This window comes from Pseudomonas umsongensis (genome assembly GCF_012647205.1).
Classification (GTDB): Bacteria; Pseudomonadota; Gammaproteobacteria; order Pseudomonadales; family Pseudomonadaceae; genus Aquipseudomonas; species Aquipseudomonas umsongensis.
The window spans coordinates 1496592-1516542 of sequence record NZ_CP051487.1 but is presented as its reverse complement, the minus strand read 5'-3'; the positions used below and the strand labels follow the sequence as shown (position 1 = coordinate 1516542).

19 protein-coding genes are annotated in these 19951 nt (G+C 59.5%); 12 read left to right on the top strand and 7 right to left on the bottom strand.

From position 1 onward, the window contains the following. Nucleotides 1-134 precede the first annotated feature (134 nt). Entirely contained in the window at nt 135-2330 is a 2196-nt protein-coding gene (locus tag HGP31_RS06800) for a hypothetical protein (RefSeq protein WP_168757354.1), read from the top strand. A gap of 262 nt (nt 2331-2592) precedes the next feature. Here the strand turns inward: HGP31_RS06800 and HGP31_RS06795 are convergent, their stop codons facing one another. Then, the gene (locus HGP31_RS06795; RefSeq protein WP_168757353.1) at nt 2593-2898 is read right to left on the bottom strand and encodes a DUF2288 domain-containing protein; all 306 of its coding nucleotides are present in this window, start codon (nt 2896-2898) and stop codon (nt 2593-2595) included. Nucleotides 2899-3247: 349 nt separating this feature from the next. Between HGP31_RS06795 and HGP31_RS06790 the strand changes: the two genes are divergently transcribed. From HGP31_RS06790 to HGP31_RS06770, 5 genes are all read left to right on the top strand, one after another. Further along, nucleotides 3248-4375, top strand: coding sequence for a branched-chain amino acid ABC transporter substrate-binding protein (locus tag HGP31_RS06790; RefSeq protein ID WP_020798126.1), 1128 nt, complete (start codon nt 3248-3250; stop codon nt 4373-4375). 233 nt (nt 4376-4608) lie between these two features. After that, nucleotides 4609-5532: a high-affinity branched-chain amino acid ABC transporter permease LivH gene (gene livH, locus HGP31_RS06785; protein WP_007947264.1), complete on the top strand. Its 924-nt coding sequence runs from the start codon at nt 4609-4611 to the stop codon at nt 5530-5532. Then, the gene (locus HGP31_RS06780) at nt 5529-6785 is read left to right on the top strand and encodes a high-affinity branched-chain amino acid ABC transporter permease LivM (RefSeq protein WP_020798124.1); all 1257 of its coding nucleotides are present in this window, start codon (nt 5529-5531) and stop codon (nt 6783-6785) included. Before livH ends, HGP31_RS06780 begins: the two co-directional genes overlap by 4 nt. Further along, nucleotides 6782-7549: a high-affinity branched-chain amino acid ABC transporter ATP-binding protein LivG gene (gene livG, locus HGP31_RS06775; RefSeq protein ID WP_020798123.1), complete on the top strand. Its 768-nt coding sequence runs from the start codon at nt 6782-6784 to the stop codon at nt 7547-7549. The genes HGP31_RS06780 and livG overlap by 4 nt, the downstream gene beginning before the upstream one ends. Then, complete coding sequence (locus tag HGP31_RS06770) at nt 7550-8251, top strand: ABC transporter ATP-binding protein (protein WP_020798122.1); 702 nt, start codon at nt 7550-7552, stop codon at nt 8249-8251. Nucleotides 8252-8461: 210 nt separating this feature from the next. On the opposite strand, the gene HGP31_RS06765 is transcribed toward HGP31_RS06770, so the two are convergent. Further along, entirely contained in the window at nt 8462-9370 is a 909-nt protein-coding gene (locus tag HGP31_RS06765) for a LysR family transcriptional regulator (protein ID WP_020798121.1), read from the bottom strand. Nucleotides 9371-9475: 105 nt separating this feature from the next. Between HGP31_RS06765 and HGP31_RS06760 the strand changes: the two genes are divergently transcribed. From HGP31_RS06760 to HGP31_RS06750, 3 genes are all read left to right on the top strand, one after another. Next, nucleotides 9476-10075: a short chain dehydrogenase gene (locus tag HGP31_RS06760; protein ID WP_020798120.1), complete on the top strand. Its 600-nt coding sequence runs from the start codon at nt 9476-9478 to the stop codon at nt 10073-10075. Between the two features lie 59 nt (nt 10076-10134). Next, nucleotides 10135-10800, top strand: coding sequence for a COG3650 family protein (locus HGP31_RS06755; protein ID WP_020798119.1), 666 nt, complete (start codon nt 10135-10137; stop codon nt 10798-10800). Nucleotides 10801-10895: 95 nt separating this feature from the next. Next, on the top strand, nt 10896-12509 hold the full coding sequence (locus HGP31_RS06750) for an NAD(P)/FAD-dependent oxidoreductase (RefSeq protein WP_020798118.1): 1614 nt from the start codon (nt 10896-10898) through the stop codon (nt 12507-12509). Between the two features lie 123 nt (nt 12510-12632). Here HGP31_RS06750 and HGP31_RS06745 read toward each other — a convergent pair whose 3' ends face one another. Continuing rightward, on the bottom strand, nt 12633-13727 hold the full coding sequence (locus tag HGP31_RS06745; protein WP_020798117.1) for a PLP-dependent cysteine synthase family protein: 1095 nt from the start codon (nt 13725-13727) through the stop codon (nt 12633-12635). A gap of 249 nt (nt 13728-13976) precedes the next feature. Between HGP31_RS06745 and nhaA the strand changes: the two genes are divergently transcribed. Then, nucleotides 13977-15170 carry a Na+/H+ antiporter NhaA gene (nhaA, locus tag HGP31_RS06740; RefSeq protein WP_020798116.1) on the top strand — a complete coding sequence of 398 codons (1194 nt, stop codon included), beginning with the start codon at nt 13977-13979 and terminating at the stop codon, nt 15168-15170. Nucleotides 15171-15198: 28 nt separating this feature from the next. Then, nucleotides 15199-15894, top strand: coding sequence for a hypothetical protein (locus tag HGP31_RS06735; protein ID WP_240963522.1), 696 nt, complete (start codon nt 15199-15201; stop codon nt 15892-15894). 76 nt (nt 15895-15970) lie between these two features. Here the strand turns inward: HGP31_RS06735 and HGP31_RS06730 are convergent, their stop codons facing one another. Then, nucleotides 15971-16435 carry an outer membrane lipoprotein gene (locus tag HGP31_RS06730; RefSeq protein WP_020798113.1) on the bottom strand — a complete coding sequence of 155 codons (465 nt, stop codon included), beginning with the start codon at nt 16433-16435 and terminating at the stop codon, nt 15971-15973. A gap of 166 nt (nt 16436-16601) precedes the next feature. Here HGP31_RS06730 and HGP31_RS06725 point away from each other — a divergent pair, with 166 nt between their 5' ends. Beyond that, nucleotides 16602-16838: a hypothetical protein gene (locus tag HGP31_RS06725; RefSeq protein ID WP_033043204.1), complete on the top strand. Its 237-nt coding sequence runs from the start codon at nt 16602-16604 to the stop codon at nt 16836-16838. A 5-nt stretch (nt 16839-16843) separates the two neighbouring features. On the opposite strand, the gene pdxH is transcribed toward HGP31_RS06725, so the two are convergent. The 3 genes from pdxH to HGP31_RS06710 form a co-directional block, all read right to left on the bottom strand. Continuing rightward, nucleotides 16844-17491: a pyridoxamine 5'-phosphate oxidase gene (gene pdxH / locus HGP31_RS06720; RefSeq protein ID WP_020798111.1), complete on the bottom strand. Its 648-nt coding sequence runs from the start codon at nt 17489-17491 to the stop codon at nt 16844-16846. A gap of 24 nt (nt 17492-17515) precedes the next feature. Continuing rightward, entirely contained in the window at nt 17516-18616 is a 1101-nt protein-coding gene (locus tag HGP31_RS06715) for an OmpA family protein (protein WP_033043205.1), read from the bottom strand. A gap of 113 nt (nt 18617-18729) precedes the next feature. Beyond that, nucleotides 18730-19875 carry a serine hydrolase domain-containing protein gene (locus HGP31_RS06710; protein WP_020798109.1) on the bottom strand — a complete coding sequence of 382 codons (1146 nt, stop codon included), beginning with the start codon at nt 19873-19875 and terminating at the stop codon, nt 18730-18732. Nucleotides 19876-19951: the final 76 nt, after the last annotated feature.

The following is a 19951-nucleotide window of genomic DNA, read 5'->3' as shown; positions in this document are numbered from 1 at the left end:
ATTCCGCCGAGCGACGCGCAAGCTGACTGCGCCGCCCGGGACTAATACGCGCTGATAAAAGACGCGAGTTCTCATTCCGTGATGGTCGACGACAGTATGCCGCCCGACCAACCAGCCCAGGTACATGGCGAACAATGACTTCCAAAAACAACCCGGCCCCTGCGCTTTCCGACCTGACGCTGAGCCCGGCGGCGAACAGCCCCGCACCGTCGAAGCCATTGACACCGTCGCGCCCGCTCGCGACCCAGCAATACCTGTACTTCACCGAAACCAATACCGATCGCATCCTCGACAACCTCGACGGCCTGCGCGACATGGTATTCCCCCGCCCACCGCATCTGGAAGGCGATAACGAACAACACAACGACCAGCAATTCCCGTCGGTGTGCCTTATTGGCCTGGGCCGCTGCGGTTCGAACATCGCGCTGGATGTCGCAGAACTGGTCTACAACGCCCGCAAGTTCTACCTCAACGAATTCAACAACGAAGATCGCCTCTCGCCAGACAAACGCTATGCGGAAAAAGGCTATAGCCCGGCGCAGTGGATTCGTAACAACTTGCGCCTGGGGTCGAACAAGGCCACCAAGCCGGTGTTCCTGGTAGAACCCCTGGTGATGCTGGGCGACCTGGACAAAGACATTGCTGGGCGTATCCGCTTCTCGCGCAAGGGCGAAAAGAGCGGGTTCCTGCGTGACTACAGCAAGATGAAGATCATGGACCTGTCGGAAGTCCATGCCGGGGGTGCCGGTAACGCACCGATCCTCGGACAGTACCTGGCCAAGATTATCCTGAACAAGGACACCCAGCGCTTCTCCAGCCCGGACTGGAAGATGATTCACTCGTACTTGATCGACAGCTGTGGCATCAAGGCCAACCAGTCGCGGCTGTATTTTTCGATCTTCAGTGCCGGTGGCGGCACCGGTTCGGGCATGGCCTCGGAGTTCGGCCTGGCCCAGCAACACTCGTACATGAACAAGACGTTCGACACCAAGCCGATGGACGAGCACGACAGCAAGAGCGGCCATGCCTTCGTCTTCGAGCCGATCTTTACCAGCGGTATCTGCGTACTGCCGAACATCTCCGATCACCGCAGTGAAATGTCCGAAGCGCTGCACATCAACGCCGGTCGCCTGCTGTGCAAATACCTGTCGGAAGAGTGGGATTTCTCCTACAACTTCGCCAACGAAGACAGCAGCGAAGCCAGTGTCATGGGACGTATCCGCCCATGGAACGCCATGATGCTGATTTCCAATGACATCATGCGTTATGCCGAAGAAAGCGATGACGGCAACATCCAGAACATCGACGTCAACGCCATGGAAAAGCATGCCAACCAGTACATCTCGCAGCAGATCTTCAACATCCTGACCGCGCAGGCGGTCACGACCGATTACGACCAGAACTATTTCCGCCGTGCCGGCATCGACATCGGCGAAACCATTCGCCTGGATGCCAACGACCTGTTCATGAGTCTGGCCGGCCCCGTGGCGATTGCCTACGCCGAGTCCGTGGTGCCTGAAACCCAGGCGCCTACCGGCGACAAGTTCAAGGTGTTCGAAAAAGAGCCACAGCGCCTGAACATCGACGATCTGTTCTTCCGCTCCATCGACCTGCCGCACTTCAACAAGGTCACCCAGGCCATCGAAGGCATCAGCCTGTTGCCGATCGAGTCCAAGCGCTATCGTGCGTCGCTGGAGCAATACAAGAATTCGGGATATGACGCGGCAGCCCTGCACGACCTGCATTTCTTCAAGAACTGTTCGTCGGTGGTGTCGATCGTTTCCCTGCCCAAGGACTACAAGCTGTCCTACATGGACCTGAACCGGCTGAAGACGCACCTCAACAACCTGTTCCCCAACACCACGCTCAAGCGTTATGCGTTGGTGATCGGTGCCTCGGCCAACCTGTCGCTGACCACCCTGATCGCCAAGAGCCCATGCCTGTCGGACGATTTCCTGACCTTGATCGTGGCGTTCATCAAGCGTTGCTTTGCGCGTGCGCCTTACCGCTTCGATGACACCCTGGACAACTCGGTCCTGGACTTCATCATCAACGAACAATTCGATGAAGACCTGATCGACGACCTGCTCAACGAGTTCGAGAACCCGGCGAAAATTCTTGATACCAATTGGTATGCGATCAAACCGATGTACGAGAAGAAGTATCGCGAGCTGATCAACGACAAGGACAAGTTTGTCTCGATCAACGATATCCGCCTGTCACGCGATTGCGTGAAGAAAGCGATCAAGTACCTGCGTGAGATCTATCGTCACCGGATTGGCAAGACCAAGGTGATTTCGTTGAATAACCATACGGGTAGAACCGCTTAATCCGTGGCACGCCCATTCGCGAGCAGGCTCGCTCCCACAGTTGACCGCGTACCTTCTGGGTAAATGCGATCCCTGTGGGAGCGAGCCTGCTCGCGAAGGCAAATCCAGAAACAATTGGGCAGTCGTTTAATTGCCTACCCAACTGTTCCCGTTACGTTTACGTCACCGTGAAGCGTGGCCTTTCTCTACGGCAACGTGCCATCACGCTACTCGGCTACACACTTATCCCCGCCAAGCCATCGCACCAAGACAGTGCAACCATTCAACCCTGCGCCTTTTCCTGAATCATGATCCAGGGCGAAACCACCACCGCCCACAACTCCGGATCCCTTTCAAAAAGATCCAGCGCCCGCGTTTCAGACAGCTTGGCGACCTTGTCGTCAGCCAGCCAGGCGGCCACTTTCTCGCCGTCATCGGTCGCCATGGCTTCGGCGGCAGCGATCAAATCAAGGCCGGGGTCGACCCACAATAGGGCACCCTTGGCAAAGAACGGCTCCAACTCCTTCCAGGTAATAGATGCGGTTTCTCCAAGCAGCTTGGCATAGAGGGTGCTAGGTTCTTCAATCATGGGTCCGGTCCGGAAAAGAAATCGACGCAATGATAACGTCGGTGGTCAGGCAGAAAAACCCAGATGCAATTTGCAGGATCGAATGAAAAGCGCAGGAATGCCAAGGAATGCACGGAATCTGGCTATAAGCCCGTCAAAGCCCCGCCGCAATTCTGACTTTTTCTTTCAAAAAAGCGACACCCCCAAGTTTTGCCCCCCGGCGCCAGCTTCCCAGGCTGACAATCGGCGCTCTACACTGTACCGGTACAGTTGCCGAGGGGCTTTTCCGGGGAATGTCGTAGATACTGACCCGGTTCTGCCGCCGACGGCGCCAGGACTATAAAAATTACAACAGTAAGAGTGGAGCACTATGACTAAGGCTACTAAGCAGATTTCCAAACTGTTTGCCGCTATGGTTCTGGCCGGGGTTGCCAGCCATTCGTTCGCAGCTGACACCATCAAGATCGGCATCGCCGGCCCAAAAACCGGTCCTGTAGCCCAATACGGCGACATGCAGTTCAGCGGCGCCAAAATGGCCATTGAACAGATCAACGCCAAAGGCGGCGTAGACGGCAAGAAGCTCGAAGCCGTTGAATACGATGACGCCTGTGATCCAAAACAAGCGGTAGCGGTCGCGAACAAAGTCGTCAACGACGGCGTGAAATTCGTGGTTGGCCACCTGTGCTCCAGCTCCACTCAACCGGCTTCGGACATCTACGAAGACGAAGGCGTGATCATGATCACCCCGGCAGCCACCAGCCCGGACATCACCAACCGTGGTTACAAAATGGTGTTCCGCACCATCGGCCTCGACAGCGCCCAAGGCCCTGCCGCCGGTAACTACATCGCCGACTTCGTAAAACCGAAAATCGTTGCCGTGCTGCACGACAAACAGCAATACGGTGAAGGTATCGCCTCTGCCGTGAAGAAAACCCTGGAAGGCAAAGGCGTGAAGGTTGCCGTGTTCGAAGGCGTCAACGCCGGCGACAAGGACTTCTCGTCGATGATCGCCAAGCTCAAGCAAGCCAACGTCGACTTCGTCTACTACGGCGGCTACCACCCGGAACTGGGCCTGATCCTGCGTCAATCCCAGGAAAAAGGCCTGAAAGCCAAGTTCATGGGTCCGGAAGGCGTGGGTAACGATTCCATCTCGCAGATTGCCAAGGACGCTTCCGAAGGCCTGCTGGTGACCCTGCCGAAATCCTTCGACCAGGATCCGGCCAACATCGCCCTGGCTGACGCCTTCAAGGCCAAGAAAGAAGATCCAAGCGGTCCGTTCGTGTTCCCGGCCTACTCGGCTGTGGAAGTGATTGCCGAAGGCATCAAGGCGGCCAAGTCCGAAGACTCCGCCAAAGTGGCTGAAGCCATCCACAAAGGCACCTTCAAGACCCCTACCGGCGACTTGAGCTTCGACGAGAAGGGCGACCTGAAAGACTTCAAATTCGTGGTTTACGAGTGGCACTTCGGCAAACCAAAAACTGAAGCCAAGCCTCAGTAAGGCGCTGCCTGACTGACTGCCAACAAAGCCCACGGCGTGCCGTGGGCTTTGTTTTACGAACGTATCTGGGCCGTGCTGGCGTGATCCGCTAGTCTCCCCACCTGAAAATCTCAAAACCGTCATCAGCGGTTCGCTGGCAAATCCCGGATTCGAAGTGGATGCAGATCCACGGGGCCCGGGCGGGAAAATGACTCCACCAGTGAAATGCGTATCAGGTTTTTAGGAGCGCTGTAATGCCTGACATCTATCACTTCTTCCAACAGCTGGTTAATGGTTTGACCATTGGCAGCACGTATGCCCTGATCGCCATCGGCTATACGATGGTCTACGGCATCATTGGAATGATCAACTTCGCCCACGGCGAGGTGTACATGATCGGCTCCTACGTGGCGTTCATCGCCATCGCCGGGCTGGCCATGCTGGGACTCGACAGTGTTCCGCTGTTGATGACCGCCGCTTTCCTGGCGACCATCGTCGTCACCAGTGCCTACGGCTACAGCATCGAACGGATCGCCTACCGCCCCTTGCGCGGCAGCAACCGTTTGATCCCGCTGATTTCCGCCATCGGCATGTCGATCTTCCTGCAGAACACGGTTCTGCTGGCGCAAGACTCCAAGGACAAATCCATCCCCAACCTGATTCCGGGCAACTTTGCCTTCGGACCAGGTGGCGCACATGAAGTGCTGATTTCCTACATGCAAATCGTGGTGTTCGTGGTGACCCTGGTCGCCATGCTCGGCCTGACGCTGTTCATCTCCCGCTCTCGCCTGGGTCGCGCCTGCCGCGCCTGTGCCGAAGACATCAAGATGGCCAACCTGCTGGGTATCAACACCAACAACATCATCGCCCTGACCTTCGTCATCGGTGCCGCGCTGGCGGCCATCGCGGCCGTGCTGCTGAGCATGCAGTACGGCGTGATCAACCCGAACGCCGGTTTCCTGGTCGGCCTCAAGGCCTTCACCGCCGCGGTACTGGGCGGTATCGGCAGCATTCCAGGCGCCATGCTTGGCGGACTGGTGCTGGGCGTTGCGGAAGCCTTTGGTGCCGATATCTTCGGCGACCAATACAAGGACGTCGTGGCGTTCGGCCTCCTGGTTTTGGTGTTGTTGTTCCGGCCAACTGGCCTGTTGGGCCGTCCGGAGGTTGAGAAGGTATGACTAGGAATCTTAAACAGGCGCTGTTCAGCGCTTTGCTGGTGTGGGCCGTGGCCTACCCGGTACTCGGTCTGAAGCTGACCATCGTCGGCATCAACCTCGAAGTTCATGGCACCAGCGACGCCACCCTGATCACCATCGCGGTGTGCTCGGTACTGATGTTCCTGCGTGTGCTGTTCGACCAGCAGATCAGCTCGGCCTGGCGTTCTTCGCCGAGCATGCCGCTGATCCCAGCCAAGGCCAGCAACTTCCTGACCCTGCCTACCACTCAGCGCTGGATCATCATCGCGCTGATCGCCGGCGCCCTGGTCTGGCCGTTCTTCGGCTCTCGCGGTGCAGTCGATATCGCGACGCTGGTGCTGATCTACGTAATGTTGGGCCTGGGCCTGAACATCGTGGTCGGCCTGGCCGGCCTGCTCGACCTCGGTTACGTCGGTTTCTACGCCGTTGGCGCCTACAGCTACGCGCTGCTGTCGCACTACTACGGCCTGAGCTTCTGGATCTGCCTACCGATCGCCGGCCTGATGGCGGCCACCTTCGGCTTCCTGCTCGGCTTCCCGGTGCTGCGTCTGCGCGGTGACTACCTGGCGATCGTGACCCTGGGCTTTGGTGAGATCATCCGTCTGTTCCTGCGTAACCTGACCGGCCTCACGGGCGGTCCGAACGGCATCAGCAACATCGAGAAACCAACGTTCTTCGGCCTGACCTTTGAACGTAAGGCCGCTGAAGGGATGCAGACGTTCCACGAGTATTTCGGCATCGCCTACAACTCGATCAACAAGGTGATTTTCCTGTACCTGGTTGCGTTGTTGCTGGCGCTCGGCGCGCTGTTCGTCATCAATCGCCTGCTGCGCATGCCCCTGGGCCGCGCGTGGGAAGCGTTACGTGAAGACGAGATTGCCTGCCGTGCACTGGGCCTGAACCCTACCGTGATCAAATTGTCGGCGTTCACCCTGGGTGCCAGCTTCGCCGGTTTCGCCGGTAGCTTCTTCGCTGCCCGTCAGGGCCTGGTGACGCCGGAATCCTTCACTTTCATCGAGTCGGCGATCATCCTCGCCATCGTGGTACTGGGTGGCATGGGCTCGCAGCTGGGTGTGATCCTGGCCGCCGTGGTAATGATCCTGCTGCCGGAAATGATGCGTGAGTTCAGTGAGTACCGCATGTTGATGTTCGGTGCCTTGATGGTACTGATGATGATCTGGCGCCCTCAGGGTCTGCTGCCCATGCAACGTCCTCACATGGAGCTGCGCAAATGAGCCGCGAGATCCTTAAAGTAGAAAACCTGAGCATGCGCTTCGGCGGCTTGCTGGCGGTCAACGGCGTTGCCTTGAGCGTGAAAGAGAAACAAGTGGTTGCCTTGATCGGCCCCAACGGCGCCGGCAAGACCACCGTGTTCAACTGCCTCACCGGCTTTTACAAGCCAAGCGGCGGCAGCATCCTGCTCGATGGCGAGCCGATCGAAGGCCTGCCGGGCCACAAGATCGCCCTCAAGGGCGTGGTGCGCACCTTCCAGAACGTGCGGTTGTTCAAGGACATGACCGCGGTCGAGAACCTCTTGATCGCCCAGCATCGCCACCTGAACACCAACTTCCTGTCCGGCCTGTTCAAGACCCCAGGGTTCCGCAAGAGCGAACGCGAGGCCATGGAATTCGCCGAGTACTGGCTCGAAAAGGTCAACCTCAAGGAGTTCGCCAACCGTCCGGCCGGCACCCTGGCCTACGGTCAGCAACGGCGCCTGGAAATTGCCCGCTGCATGATGACCCGTCCGCGGATCCTCATGCTCGACGAACCGGCCGCCGGCCTGAACCCGAAGGAAACCGAGGACCTCAAGGCGCTGATCAGCGTGTTGCGTCAAGAGCACAACGTCACCGTGCTGCTGATCGAACACGACATGAAACTGGTCATGAGCATTTCCGACCACATCGTCGTGATCAACCAGGGCACGCCCCTGGCCAACGGTACGCCGGAACAGATCCGTGACAATCCTGAAGTGATCAAAGCCTACCTGGGGGAAGCGTAAATGCTGCAGTTCGAAAACGTTTCCACCTTCTACGGCAAGATCCAGGCCCTGCACAGCGTCAACGTCGAAGTCCGCCAGGGCGAGATCGTGACCCTGATCGGCGCCAACGGTGCCGGCAAGTCCACGCTGCTGATGACCCTGTGCGGTTCGCCGCGGGCCCACAGCGGCAGCATCCGCTACATGGGTGAGGAGCTGGTCGGGCAGGACTCTTCGCAGATCATGCGCAAGAGCATTGCCGTGGTGCCGGAAGGTCGTCGGGTGTTTTCCCGCCTGACCGTCGAAGAAAACCTCTCCATGGGTGGTTTCTTCACCGCCAAAGGCGACTATCAGGAACAGATGGACAAGGTCCTCGGACTTTTCCCACGCTTGAAAGAGCGCTTCAGCCAGCGTGGCGGCACCATGTCCGGCGGCGAACAGCAAATGCTCGCCATCGGCCGTGCGCTGATGAGCAAACCCAAGCTGTTGCTGCTCGACGAGCCTTCACTGGGCCTGGCCCCGATCATCATCCAGCAGATCTTCGATATCATCGAACAGCTGCGCAAGGACGGTGTAACGGTGTTCCTGGTCGAGCAGAACGCCAACCAGGCGCTGAAAATCGCTGACCGCGCCTACGTGCTGGAAAACGGCCGGGTGGTGATGACAGGCACCGGTGAAGCGCTGTTGACCGATCCGAAAGTGCGCGATGCGTACCTCGGTGGCTAAGCCTTTGCGGTAAACAAAAAGACGGCCTTTGCGGGCCGTTTTTTTATGCCCACCAAACTTCAACAACATCGCCCCCCCCTTTAGGAGCGAGCATGTTCGCGAAGAACCTGAGGCCACCGCGGGGCATCAGGCTTCCCGCTTTATCGTTAACGACCATCGCGACGGTGCGACGATTCGACATGCTCGCTCCTACAGGGGGGGCGTGATGGTTTAGAGCCTGTCCAGCGCCTCGCCGCTGCGCTTGAACCAGCCCATCAAATAATCCGCCAGCACCTGCGTACGCCTGGGCAGCCCACCCTGATACGGATGCACCAGATACATCGGCATGCTGCGTGTCTGATAATCACGCAGCAGCCAGCGCAAACGCCCGTCAGCCAATTCCGCCGGCAATGCATAGGACGGCAAGCGGGCAATGCCGGCGCCAGCCAGTGCGGCTTTTTTCAACAGGTTGTAATGATTACTGGCGAACGGTCCCGAAACCCGCACCCGCAACAACTCGTGTTGTTGGTGATACAACCACTCCTCCCGACCGCTGTAGTGGCTGTTGAGCAGGCAGCGATGCCCGGCCAGCGCCTGAGGGGACTGCGGCTCACCGTATTGCTCCAGATAGGCCGGGCTGGCACAGGTCAACTCCCGCCACGCCAGTAGCGGGCGCGCCACCAGGCGCTGGTCAATCGCCACATCGGAGCGGACCGCCAGATCGAAGCCGTCACGGGACAAATCGCGGTAGTTGTTGTTGAGCTCCAGTTCGATCTGCACCTCGGGATACTGGGCCGAGAACTCCAGCAACAAGCCATCGAAGAACGTTTCCCCAAGCGACACAGGTACGGTCATCCGCACAGGGCCCGCCATGTCATCCTTCAACCGTGCCAGGGCCTGGCGCGCGCGCTCGACTTGCACCACCAGCGCCTGGGCTTGGGGCAACAACGCAGCGCCTGCCGCCGTCAGGCTCAAGCGTCGCGTGGTGCGTTGTAGCAGGACCACGGAAAACTGCGCTTCCAACTGACTGATGCGCTTGGACAACTGGCCCTTGCTGCAACCCAATTGCTGCGCCGCCAAGGTAAAGCTGCCTGCTTCGACCAACACGGCGAATGCCGCCAGGTCATCCATCTCGCTCATGGATTGTTTCCATTTGAAAACCAAAGGTTGCCTATTAGCGCGCTTATCCGTGGAAAAAACCACTCTAAACTGAGGCCTCACTTATCGATACGAGGATCAGCCAGCATGAAAATTCTTTTGATCGGCGCAGGTGGCACCATTGGTTCGGCCGTCGACAAGGAACTGTCCCCGCGCCACGAGATCGTGCGCATCGGCCGCAAAAGCGGTGATTTCCAAGTGGACATCAGTGACAGCGCCTCGATTCGAAAACTGTTTGAGCAAACGGGCAAGTTCGATGCGTTGGTCTGCGCCGCCGGCAACGTGACCTTCGCGCCACTGGATGAAATGACCGAAGAGAGTTTTACCCTGGGCCTTAAAGACAAGTTGATGGGCCAGGTCAACTTGCTGCTGGTCGGTCGCGAGTTCGCGAATGACGGCGCGTCGTTCACCTTCACCACCGGCGTGCTCAGCCACGATCCGATCCGCAGCGGCGCGTCCGCCGCGTTGGTCAACGGAGCCCTGGACAGTTTTGTCCGTGCCGCCGCGATCGAATTGCCGCGTGGCCTGCGGGTCAACTCGATCAGCCCGAACGTGCTGGTCGAAGCCATGGGCAAATACGCACCTTACTTCCGCGGCTTCAAACCGGTTCTGGCGGCCGATGTGGCATTGGCCTACGCAAAGAGTGTCGAAGGCTTGCAGACAGGTCAGACCTTTCACGTGGGCTAAAGCCTTGTGATGAACGGTCAGGCTGAGTAACGTGACGGCACTTGTCAGGAGACCCCAAGATGCGTGCTGCCCGTTCCTTAGTCCTCGTTGCCCTTCTTCCACTGTTCGCCGCATGCCAGTTGTTCGATGGCTCGAGGGAAAGCGCTTCCCACGTCGGCCAGGCCCGTATGCAGGGCCAATTGAGCGCAGCCGACGGCAAGCTGTTGTTCCAGCCGTGCGGCGAGCAGAAACGTTATGCGGTCAACGACACGGGCGGTACCAGCGTCCTGCAACAGGCCGCGAGCCTGGCCGATGCCCAAGGCAAACTGTTTGCCGATGTGCGCGGGCGGATCGTTTCCGGCTCCGGCGACGGGCAACTGGACCTCGAACAGCTGTATCGCATCGAGCGTTCGGGCAATGCCTGTGCCGATCCCGACTTCAAGAAGCTGATCCTGCGCGCCGCCGGCCATGCCCCTGAGTGGAGCGTGAGAGTCACCGGCAAAGGCATGGTCCTTGAACGCGCCGGCCAGGCGCCGTTGGCCGTGCCCTATGTCGAGGAGCAATTGGGCGAAGGCCGCTTCAACCTCAGCACCGAAGCCAACCAGCAGCACATCGAACTGTGGGTCGCACCGCAACGCTGCGTCGACAACAGCACCGGCAGCATCCAGCACATGAGTGCTGAACTGCGGATCAACGGCCAGGTGCAACGGGGTTGTGGGTATTTCGGCGGATCGCGCGACGACTGATCGTTTAAGCCTCACGGGCCTGAGCCTTTGAGGCTTATAATCGCCGGTTTCAAACGCCCTGGCGCAGTTGTGCGCCCCGCGAACCGGATCCTGCCATGTTACGAATCACCGAACTCAAGCTGCCAATCGACCATCCCGATGAAGACCTGCGCCCTGCCATCCTGCAGCGCCTGGGCATCACCAGCGATGACTTGCTCGATTTCACCTTGTTCAAGCGCAGCTACGATGCGCGCAAAAAGTCCTCCGAGCTGTGCTTCATCTACACCATCGACCTCGATGTTCGCGATGAAGCCTCGGTGCTGCACAAGTTCGCCGATGACCGTAACGTCAACGTGGCACCGGATGTCAGCTACAAAATGGTCGGCCAGGCGCCGGCCGACCTGAGTGTGCGCCCTGTCGTGGTCGGCTTTGGTCCATGCGGGATCTTCGCCGGCTTGCTGCTGGCGCAAATGGGCTTCAAGCCGATCATCCTCGAACGCGGCACCGAAGTGCGCCAGCGCACCAAGGACACCTGGGGCCTGTGGCGTAAAAGCGTGCTCAACCCCGAGTCCAACGTACAGTTCGGCGAGGGCGGCGCGGGGACATTCTCCGATGGCAAGCTCTACAGCCAGATCAAGGATCCGAAGTTCATCGGGCGCAAAGTCCTCAATGAGTTCGTCAAGGCCGGTGCCCCGGAAGAAATCCTCTACGTCAGCAAACCGCACATCGGTACGTTCCGCCTGACAGGCGTGGTGGAAAACATGCGTGAGCAGATTCGCGCCATGGGCGGTGAAGTGCGTTTCCAGCAGCGGGTTACCGACGTGCTTATCGAGGACGGCCAACTGGTTGGCGTCGAACTCGATGGCGGCGAGCAGATCCACTCGAAACACGTGATCCTGGCCCTCGGCCACAGTGCCCGGGACACGTTCCGCATGTTGCACGGCCGTGGCGTGTTCATGGAAGCCAAGCCATTCTCGGTAGGATTCCGCATCGAACACCCGCAGTCGCTGATCGACCGCGCGCGCCTGGGCAAGTACGCAGGCCACCCGAAACTCGGCGCCGCCGACTACAAACTGGTGCACCACGCCAAGAATGGCCGTTCCGTCTACAGCTTCTGCATGTGCCCGGGCGGCACGGTGGTGGCGGCGACGTCCGAGCCAAATCGCGTGGTGACCAATGGCATGAGCCAGTACTCGCGTAACGAGCGCAACGCCAACTCCGGGATCGTTGTCGGGATTACCCCGGAAGTCGATTACCCGGGCGGCCCGTTGGCCGGTATCGAGTTGCAGGAACGCCTGGAATCCCACGCCTTTGTGCTCGGCGGCAGCAACTACGAGGCACCGGCGCAACTGGTCGGCGACTTTATCGCCGGCAAGCCGTCCACCGAGTTGGGCAGCGTTGAACCCTCCTACAAACCGGGCGTTGCCCTGGGTGACCTGGCGCTGGCCTTGCCGGCCTTCGCCATCGAAGCGATTCGCGAAGCCTTGCCGGCATTCGAGAAACAGATTCGCGGTTACTCGCTGCACGATGCCGTGTTGACCGGGATCGAGACCCGCACGTCGTCGCCGTTGCGCATCACCCGCAACGAGTCGATGCAAAGCCTGAACGTCAAGGGCCTGTTCCCGGCGGGTGAAGGCGCAGGTTATGCGGGTGGGATTCTGTCGGCGGGTGTCGATGGCATTCGCATCGCCGAAGCCGTGGCGCGGGACATCCTGGGCTTGCAGGCCTGACGCATATCCCTTGTGGGAGCGAGCCTGCTCGCGCAGGCGGATTAACACTCAACAGAAATGTTGACTGATCTACCGCTTTCGCGAGCAGGCTCGCTCCCACAGTGATTTCTGCGCATGATGAATTCAGATATTGGCGCGCAACACCGTAGCCGGTAGCGCCTCGCCGCGCTCGACCGTCGCCGCCACCGCATCGATCAACCCACCCAGTTCAAACCCCTCGGCCTGAAGCCAGGCCTGATCGTAATACGTCGTGGCATAGCGCTCGCCGCTGTCGCACAGAATCGCCACGATCGACCCCTCCTCCCCCGCTGCAGCCATCTGCTGCGCGGCCATCAAGGCGCCGATCAGGTTGGTCCCGCTCGATCCGCCGACATGACGCCCCAGACGTTTCGCCAGGTAATGCATGGCTGCCAACGACAACGCGTCCGGCACCTTGACCATCGCATCGATGACCTTGGGCAGGAATGACGCCTCCACCCGGGGTCGTCCAATGCCCTCGACCCGCGAACCGTGAGCCAGGCGCAGGCTGGCATCACCGCTCTGGTAGTAATCGAAAAACACCGAGCGTTCGGCATCGGCACACAACACGCGGGTGGCGTGCTGGCGATAGCGTACGTAACGTCCCAGGGTCGCCGTCGTGCCCCCGGTACCGGGGCTGGACACCAGCCAGCTCGGCTCCGGGTGCTTTTCGAAGCGCATCTGCTGGAAGATCGATTCGGCGATGTTGTTGTTCGCCCGCCAGTCGGTCGCGCGCTCGGCGTAGGTGAACTGGTCGATGAAGTGGCCATCGTGTTCGCGCGCCAGGCGTTCGGATTCGGCGTAGATCTGTGTAGGGTCCGTGACCAGATGCGTTTGCCCGCCATAGAAAGCGATTTGCGCAATCTTCTCCTTCGAGGTGCTGGCCGGCACGACCGCAATGAACGGCACCCCCAGCAAACGCGCGAAGTACGCTTCGGAAATTGCCGTCGAACCGCTGGACGCCTCGATGACTGGCGCTCCGGGCTTGAGCCAGCCATTGCACAGCGCGTACAGGAACAGCGAACGCGCCAGACGGTGTTTCAGGCTGCCGGTGGGATGGCTCGACTCATCCTTGAAGTACAACTCGATGCCGGCAAAGCCTGGCAGCGACAAGGGGATCAGATGAGTGTCGGCGCTGCGCTGGAAATCGGCTTCGATGATCCGGATGGCTTCGCGGGACCACTGTCGGATGTCGCTCATGGTAGTTATCTCGATGGATCGGGCAATTGGCGGCCTTTTCACAAGCCTGAGCCTTCAAGCTTAGGAAAAATCCTACATCCAGCACAGATACAGCTGGGTTCCAATGCATCCGGCAACTGCTAGGCTCAAGACCTTGCCGCAGAATCGTGCTGTTACGACATATAACAAAAAAGAATATAACTTTTGTTTTAACAACTAACGGTACGGGTTAGGGTGTGCCACCTTTTGACTAATCGATGGAGAGCGACTGTGCCTCTGCGTAGCACGTTCACGCGTTTCTTTCAGCTGGAAGCTGCCAGCGGTCTGTTATTGATCGCCGCGGCTATCCTCGCGCTGATCATCAATAACTCCCCGCTGTCGTGGCTGTACAACGGCCTCCTGGAAACCCCCGTTGTCGCCCAGATCGGCGCGCTGAAAATCGCCAAGCCCCTGCTCCTATGGATCAATGACGGGCTGATGGCGATGTTCTTCCTTTTGATCGGGCTGGAGGTCAAGCGCGAGGTCCTCGACGGGCAACTGTCCAAGCCGTCGCAGATCGTCCTGCCCGGCGCAGCCGCCATTGGCGGCATGGTCGTGCCAGCGTTGATCTACTGGTTCCTCAACCGCGACAACCCGCCGGCCCTGAACGGCTGGGCGATCCCGACAGCCACCGACATCGCTTTCGCGCTGGGTGTACTGGCGTTGCTGGGCAAACGCGTTCCGGTCTCGCTGAAGTTGTTCCTGATGACCCTGGCGATCATCGACGACCTCGGCGCCATCATCATCATCGCGATTTTTTACTCCGGCGAGCTGTCGACCCTGTCCCTGGCACTGGCTGCAGCCTGCATCGCGGCGCTGATCGGAATGAACCGGCTCGGCGTGGTAAAGCTCGGACCGTACATGATCATCGGCCTGATCCTCTGGGTCTGCGTACTCAAGAGCGGTGTGCATGCCACGCTGGCGGGCGTGACCCTGGCCTTCTGCATACCGTTGCGCACGAAAAACGCCGAACCGTCGCCCCTGCTGACACTGGAACACGCGCTGCACCCTTGGGTGGCCTACGGCATCCTGCCGTTGTTCGCCTTCGCCAACGCCGGCCTGTCGCTGAGTGGCGTTACCGCCGAGAGCTTCACCCATAACGTGCCAATGGGCATCGCGATTGGCCTGCTTCTGGGCAAGGCAATCGGCGTCTACGGCCTGACCTGGCTGGCGGTGAAAACCGGCATCGCCGCCCTGCCCCAGGGTGCCAATTGGGGCCAGGTGCTGGGTGTCGCGATTCTTTGCGGCATAGGCTTCACCATGAGCCTGTTTGTCGGTTCGCTGGCCTTTGAGCCAGGCGTGAGTGACTACGCGGGGATGGATCGGATGGGGATTCTCACCGGTTCGATTCTGGCGGCCTTGATTGGCTATGCCGTCACGGCTGCGGCGAGTCGCAAGCCTGCACTGCAAACGGCGCACCTGTAGGACCAAGCTGGCTCCAGGCGGCGTTCCGATGGACGTCAACGATGATGCGGGAAATCTGAAACCCAACGGTGTTTTCAGGTTTTTCGCGAGCAAGCTCGCTCCTACAAAAAACCGTACAGAACTTCGGATTCTTCCTACGAGCTTTACGGAAGCTGCCTGCATAAATCCCCAAGCCTTTCTCGTTAACGTTGCGATTTGTGACCGTGCCTTTTGCTTTATGCAGACATGGTCAAATTCAGCAATTTTGGAGAGGGTTATGGCGCTACGTCAGGAACTGATGCCCCCGCACCTTTGCGAAACCAAGGTTGCTCGCCTTGCAAACCTTGCTGCGCAAATTGATGGCGCAGATCAGGATCAGACCAGGGATCAGCTGGCTCAATTCAATCGAGAGGCTATGACGGATCTGACCTCTCTCGATTTTCCAGGTATTGACGAAGCCCAGGATCATGACACTTGGGTTCGCCAGATCCTGATGGGGCCTTATGAGCGCCGCCTGAAGGATATCTCCCAACCTGAAATGATCGAAATGGCTCGAAGAGTCATGGATGCGGATATCCCGGAACACGCCACCTGCTTTTGGCTGCAAATGTTGGCCCTCAATATTCCAGATGCTCGTATTTCCGATCTTTTTATCTGGCCCGGCGAATATTTTGGTGATGGGGACGACGCTCGAGAATTAATACCCGAGCAAGTCATTGAAACAGCCCTAAAGAACGATTTTTAGCCCGATGCCGGAAACCGGCGCAAAAAAAACCCGACCAGTCACCCTGGTCGGGGTTTTCTCTTACCCGTATTACCGCTTAGTGAGAAACGCGACTGGTGCCATCAACCGTGGCAATACGCACGCGCTCGCCGACGCGGAACACTTCGTTTTCCTGAACCTGCTGCACGTAGGCACGCATGCTGCCGTCGTCTTCACGCACGGTGATCTCCACGCCCTGGGTGCGGGTCAGGCCTTCTTCGGTAGCCGAGCCCAGCAGCCCGCCGGCCACTGCGCCGATGACCGCTGCGACGATACTGCCTCGGCCGCCGCCGATGGCACTGCCGCCAACTCCGCCGACCACTGCACCCGCAGCGCCGCCGATCGGGGTCTTGGTACCTTCGATTTTCACCGGCCGCAGGGCTTCGATGGTGCCCATGCGAATCGTCTGCACGCGACGCGCTTCGTCACGGGAATAGGAGTCACCGGTCAAGCTCGATTGGCAGCCAGTGAGCAACATCGCCATGGTGGAAAAGGAAGCAACCAGCAGAACAGACTTACGCATAGCATCAACTCCAAAGGACAAGTAACCATTAAACTCCGCAGCTGAACGCCTGTCACGGCCTTGCCTGGAGAAAATTGCTTCGATTCAGGCTCTGTACAGGCCCCTTGACGAGCTCACCACACAGTTGTGGCTATTTGCAAAACTGCGCCACTGACCAGGGATCTATATGGATTACTTTATCATTGTCGTCACAACCGTCGCTGGACTGTACTTCCATGGGTGGCTATATGTGCGCATCAGACGCTGGATGGACCGTGACCTGGCATTAGCGCTGGCTGGCAAGGACGAGCAGAAAAAAGCCTTCATGCTCGAACAGTTGGCAAGCGCTCATGCGCAGAAAATCAAGCGTCGAGACCTGCCGCGGTGGCTCGAGGCCGCAGCGGCAAGCTATTCCGAGCGGTAGACTGCTTAAGGCGCCAGACGTTCAAGAATCCAGTTGGCGCCCTGCAGACGATAGTTGAGCCGGTCGTGCAGACGGCTTGGACGACCCTGCCAGAACTCGATGCGCTCTGGCAGCAAACGATACCCACCCCAATGTTCAGGGCAATGTGGCTGGGTATCGCTGAAACGCTGCTCGGTATCCTTGAGCAGCGACTCCAGTTCGCTACGATCGGCTATCACCCGGCTCTGCGGCGAAGCCCAGGCACCGAGGCGGCTGCCCAGCGGGCGCACCTGATAATACGCATCGGACTCCTCGGGCGTGACCTTCACCACCCGACCTTCAATCCGTACCTGACGCTCCAGCGTCGGCCAGAAAAACGTCATGGCCGCGAATGGATTCGCCTCCAGCTGCTGGCCTTTGGCGCTGTCGTAGTTGGTGAAAAAGGTGAAGCCCTGCGCATCCAGTCCCTTGAGCAGCAGAATCCGGCAATGCGGCCGCCCGTCCTGGTCGACAGTGGCCAAGGTCATGGCATTAGCCTCCACCGGTGCCTGCTCGGTTTTCACCGCATCGGCAAACCATTGGTGGAACAGCGCAAACGGCTCGGCCGGGGCTTGTGCCTCAGTCAGGCCATCACGGGTGTAGTCGCGGCGCATATCAGCCAGGGCCTTGGTCATGGCGCAATCCTTATGGTTAACGAATCACTTCTTTGTGGTATCGGCGGCGACTTTGGTCGCGTCGGCAGCGGCTTTGGCCGGTGCGGTCTTTTTCGCTGGCGTTGCGGTTTTAGCCGGTGCCTTCTTGGCTGGAGCCTTGGCGGCTTTCTTGGCCGGCGCTTTTTTCGCCACCGGTGCAGCCGCTTTCTTCGCTTCGCTTGGTGCTGGAGTCACAGGCTTGGCCACCGGCTTGATGTCCTGGGTTGCAACCACGCGCACAGGCGCCGGGGCCGGCATATTGTACTTGCTCAGCAACGCGACCATGGTGTTTTGCGGCGTTACCAACAGCTCCACTCGACGGTTCAAGGCGCGGCCCTCAACGCTGTCGTTGGCGGCACGCGGAGCTTCGCCGCCCATGCCACGCAGCATCAGGCGATCACGCTGCAGACCACTGAGGCGGAAGATCGCCGCCACGGACTGCGCACGCTCCTGACTCAGCTTCACATTGGCGGGCGCTGCGCCCGAGGTATCGCTGTGGCCGAGTACCAGCACGGCGGTCTTCGGGTCAGCTTCAAGGATTTTCGCAACGCGAGTGAACGGGCCGAGCGTCACCGGCAAGAGCATGGCCGGGCGGTCCGGGTTGAACGAGCCCTCTACGGGCGCGGTCACCACCAATACGTTTTCACGGCGTTCGAGTTGCAGGTTGCTGTCCTTGATCGCTGTGCGCAGACGCGGTTCGTAGTCGTCCAGCCAAGCCTGGGTGACTTTCGGATCGGGCATCGGCACGGCTTTGGCTGTGCTCTGCTCTTTGCCACCAAACGGCCACCACCACTTGCCATCTGCATCAGCCTCAGCCTTGGCCTTGGCCACTTCGACCGGCTTGGCTGCAGGTTTTACTTCTGGTTTTTTATCGAGCGCTTCCTCGGAACCGAACGGCCAGTACCAAGGGCTGGAACCTTCAGCCTTGGCAACCGGTGCGGCAACGGGTTTCAGCGCTGCCGGGGCTGGCGCTGGCTCCTTGGCCGCGACTTTGTCGGAAGACCCGAACGGCCACCAGCTGCCGCCGTCTACATCACTTTTAGGAGTCTGTGCGCAACCTGTAATAGCGAAGCACAGTGCCAAGGCGAGGGTGGGTTTGGTTGACATTGGATATCCACAAAAATGAAGTAGTTAAAATCAGGCCGGATCGGCCCGCATAAACAGACGGTTGGAAACTGAAAAGGCCATCGGGTTCCAGCTCCGGAACCGTTGAGCGTGATTTACAGACAAGTGGCCAGTACCCGCACAAGCTTTTGCGCGCGCGGATCCATCAAGACGTACGGCCCCAGGGTATTTGTCACAAAACCGAACGCCACATCATGCTCGGGGTCAGCGAAACCAACGGAGCCGCCAGCACCCGGATGCCCGAACGCTCTCGCGCCCAGTCCGAAGGTGGCATTGGGCACATCCGGTTGATCGAGCATGCAGCCCAGGCCAAAGCGCGTTCGAGTCAATAAGGTCTTGTCCTCGCCGAGGCTGTGCTCGCGGGTCAGTTCATCGAGCAACTCGCCTTCGAGCAGGCTGCCATCGAGCAACCCGGTGTAAAACCCGGCCAGGCTACGGGCATTGCCGTGGCCATTGGCCGCCGGCTGCTGCATGCGTCGCCACTCCGGCTTGTTGGTACTGGTCAGAACCGACGGCGGATTGGTGAAAGCGCGGGTGGTCATGGCCGCTGGCTCACGCATGGTCACTTGCAGCAGGCGCTGGGCCGCCGCATCGCCGACATTGCCCTTGCCGCGGGCAATGTGCGCCACGCGATAGAACTCTTCATCGGCCAGACCGACGTGAAAATCCAGGCCCAAAGGCTTGGCAACCCGCGCCACGATGGACTCACCGGGACCACGACCATCCGCACGGCGCAACAGTTCTCCGACCAGCCAGCCATAAGTGATGGCCGCATAACCGTGACCTTCGCCTGGCGTCCACCAGGGCGTTTCGGCGGCCAGCGCCTCGACCATGGTTGGCCAGTCGTACAGCGCTTCGGGAGCAAGCAGCTCGCGCAACGCCGGCAGCCCGGCCTGATGGCAAAGCAGCTGGCGCAAGGTGACCGATTCTTTGCCTGCGGCGGCGAATTCCGGCCAGTAGCGAGCCACCGGGGCATCCAGTTGCAGCTTGCCTTCAGCCACCAGCTGCAGGGCGGTGACGGCGGTGAAGGTCTTGGTGCAGGAGAACAGGTTGGCAATAGTGTCGCTGTGCCAGGCTTCGGCCCCGTCCTTGTCGGCGGTGCCGGACCACAGGTCGACGACGGTTTCGCCGCCGATCTGGATGCACAACGCGGCGCCACGTTCCTGAGGATCGTCGAACAACGCCGCGAACGCTTCGCGCACTGCCTCGAACTTAAGCTCGTAATGACCCTGAATCTGCACCCGCGACTCCCCGAAGAACGTTCTGTAAAAGTGGCCCGCATTGTTCCAGCCCTTGAGGGTTTTGGGAACAGGTGCG